General features: G+C 60.9%; 4 protein-coding genes. 3 read left to right on the forward strand and 1 reads right to left on the reverse strand.

All coding sequences use genetic code 11. The features are described from left to right. A partial coding sequence (locus EN742_RS29955) for a PAS domain S-box protein (RefSeq protein ID WP_128333613.1) occupies positions 1 to 1219 on the forward strand: 1219 nt, incomplete at its 5' end. 15 nt (positions 1220 to 1234) lie between these two features. Here EN742_RS29955 and EN742_RS29960 read toward each other — a convergent pair. After that, positions 1235 to 1873, reverse strand: a complete 639-nt coding sequence (locus EN742_RS29960) for a hypothetical protein (protein WP_126059226.1) — start codon at positions 1871 to 1873, stop codon at positions 1235 to 1237. 178 nt (positions 1874 to 2051) lie between these two features. Here EN742_RS29960 and EN742_RS29965 point away from each other — a divergent pair, with 178 nt between their 5' ends. Next, entirely contained in the window at positions 2052 to 2801 is a 750-nt protein-coding gene (locus EN742_RS29965; RefSeq protein ID WP_126056314.1) for a DUF4142 domain-containing protein, read from the forward strand. Between the two features lie 25 nt (positions 2802 to 2826). After that, positions 2827 to 3043, forward strand: a 217-nt coding sequence (locus EN742_RS29970; protein ID WP_348632869.1) for a general stress protein, incomplete at its 3' end; no start/stop codon positions are given.

The raw sequence follows: 3043 nt of genomic DNA on the forward strand, positions 1-3043 counted from the left end.
GCACAATGCCGAGCCAATCCTTGTCGAGGATATTCGTCTCAGCGGTGAATCTCGGCAACTCATCGACACGGTCCTTGGCGAGGGAATCGAAGCGCTGGCCTTTATCCCGCTTGCCAGCTCCCACGAGCTCGTCGGCAAGTTCATGGTCTACTATCCAGCACCCCATCGCTTCGCAGATCGTGAACGCGAACTTGCTTTGACCATTGCCCGTCAACTCGGGTTTGCCATCGAACGGAAGCGGGCGGAAACAACGGCAGCGCGACTGAGCGCGCTCGTCGAATCCTCGGATGATGCAATCATCGCGACCGATACGGATGGCATCGTCACGGACTGGAACAGCGGCGCCGAGCGTCTCTACGGCTACGGCCGCAAGGAAATGATCGGACGTCCGCTCATGTTGCTGATACCGCCCGATCGCCAGAATGAGGAGCGGGAGATTCTGGCGCGCATTCGCAATGGAGAGCATGTCGAGCATTTCGAGACCGTTCGCCTGTGCAAGGATGGCAGCAGCATTCCCATCTCTTTGACCGTTTCCCCAATCGCGGACGCGTCTGGCGCAATTGTCGGTGCGTCCAAGATCGCCCGTGACATTTCCGAGCGACTGCGCGCGCAAGAGCAGCGGGAGCTGCTGCTTCGCGAGATGGACCACCGCGTGAAGAATCTCTTTGCCATCGCAAGCTCCATCGTCAATTTGAGTGCGTCAGCCGCTGAAACGCCGGCCGCGCTCGCCTCCACCGTTTCTGACCGGCTCGGCGCCCTCGCGCGGGCGCATGCGCTGACGATGCTCCCCTCGACTGGCCCCTCTGTTCAGGTCGCGACGAGCCTACATGCATTGATCGCCGCTATCCTCGCGCCATACCGCCATGGAGCTGACGAGCATCCCCGCTTCGCGATCAGTGGCATCGATATGCCGGTGCCTTCAGCGATGATCACGCCGCTTTCTCTTTTGCTACACGAATTCGCCACCAACGCTGCCAAACATGGCAGCCTCTCGGCGGCCGCCGGCTCCATAGAGATCGCTTGCTCCAATAGCGACGGTAAGGTGACTGTCCAATGGAGGGAGGTAGGAGGACCATCTCCGGTCGCAACCGAAGACGAAGGTTTCGGGAGCCGCTTGATCCGCGCCGCGGCGAGTGAGCTTGGCGGATTCGTACGAGGTTGGGACCCGGCCGGAATTGTCCTTGAGATCACGATCGATATTGGAAGATTCTCGGCCTGATGCCCGAGCCGCTTGTCAGCGCAGCAGCCCTTCGCTCTCAAAATCGTCCCAACCGCGCAGTTTGGCCTTCGAGCTTTCGTCTCGCCCATTCCTTGCTGAATGGGGAGCCTCACGCCCCCTCTTCTGCGCGCGCTTAAATGCCGCCTTTGCGGCAGCGCGTCGCCGGTTCTCGGCGCGGGTGGCGGCGTCGTGCTCGCGCCAGACGGTGACCAGGTCGCGGTCGAGCACATCCTCGATGTGGCGTGGGTCGAACACGTGGAATGTGATCTTCCTGGCGCGGCCGCGAAGGTTGACCGTTCTGGTCCCCGCGCTCTCAAGTCGACCGTCCTTCAGCCATCGGTGCCGCTCGCCAGAGGAGATCGTCAGGATGTCCTCGATTTCACGGGGAATCACGGGTAGGTCTTCGATGTCCTGCATGGCTTTGGACACGATCGCCGTTGCCGCATCGACATCTGCCTCAGAGGCCTCCGGCAGTCGCAAGGTCAGCACCCGGGATTCGATGTGAAGCAAGTTTCTGAGCGCAGGCGGCAGACGCGAGCGGATCTCGAGGAAAATGCCCCTCGTCCGCATGGGCGATCCCAGTGTCGCCGCCGGCGATAGCGGCCACTCGGCGATCAATTTTGCGGTCGGGTCGATTTTTCGGCGCGCGGGCATGCCGGAAAGATAGGGCGTCCCGGCTGCAGACACTACCCGACGCCCCGTGCACTTTTATGCACAGACGCGAAGCTCGGGACGCCAATTTCTCAGTGCGGGGGTGGCACCGATTGTTGGAACAAACGCTGCGCCCCTCTGTTTGTCTTCCAGGCACAATTCTGTGCGTTGGAGGATATCCATGAAACTTCATTTGCTATCGGCTGCGCTCTGCACGGCGGTCGGACTGGGTTTTGCCCATCCGGCGCTCAGTGCCGAAAAGGCGCAGGATTTCGTCAACAAGGCCGCGCAAGGTGGGATCTTCGAAGTCGAGTCCAGCAAGATCGTCCAGGCCAAGGCGAAAGATCAGGCCATCAACGACTTTGCCCTGAAAATGATTACCGATCACGGCGCCGCCAACGCCAAACTGCAGTCGATCGCCGGCGAGCAGAAATTGCAGGTTCCGGCGGAGACGGACGCCAATCACAAGAGTGACCTCGAGGCGTTGAGATCGACGAACGGGTCAGCCGACCAGTCTTACGTGAAGATGCAGCAAGACGCGCACGCCGACGCGGTCAAGCTGTTCCAGGACTATGCGGCCGACGGCGACAACACGGATCTCAAGGCATTCGCACAGCAGACATTGCCGACACTCAAGATGCATCAGGAGATGATCGAAAAGATCGCCTCCGGCAAAACCGACAATACGGCAACGACCAGCACCGCACCCGCAGCGACAGACACAGACCAGAACGCATCCGCTCCGGTGCCTGGAGCGAACAGCTTTACGGAAGCCCAGGCGAAATCACGGATCCAGGATGCCGGCTTCGCCAATGTCAGCACATTGACGAAGGACGACCAGGGCATCTGGCGCGGCACCGCCGAGAAAGACGGAAAGCAGGTAGCCGTAGCGCTCGATTTCAAAGGCAACGTGGTTGCCGGCGCTCAATAACCGAACTCAGACGATGGAGTGAAACATGACGACTGTCACCGGACTTTTCGATGACTATCAGGACGCGTCCGACGCAGTAAGCGAGCTGGAAGCGATTGGCGTGCCGAGAGACGACATCAGCATCGTGGCGAACAATTCCGACAATTGGTATCGGGGGGACGAGACCTCGGAAGCCGGCGACGATGCCGCGGCCGGCGCGGGCCTGGGAGCGCTCGTGGGCGGCGCAGGCGGCCTTCTTACCG

Source organism: Mesorhizobium sp. M4A.F.Ca.ET.020.02.1.1 (assembly GCF_004022645.1).
GTDB lineage: Bacteria > Pseudomonadota > Alphaproteobacteria > Rhizobiales > Rhizobiaceae > Mesorhizobium.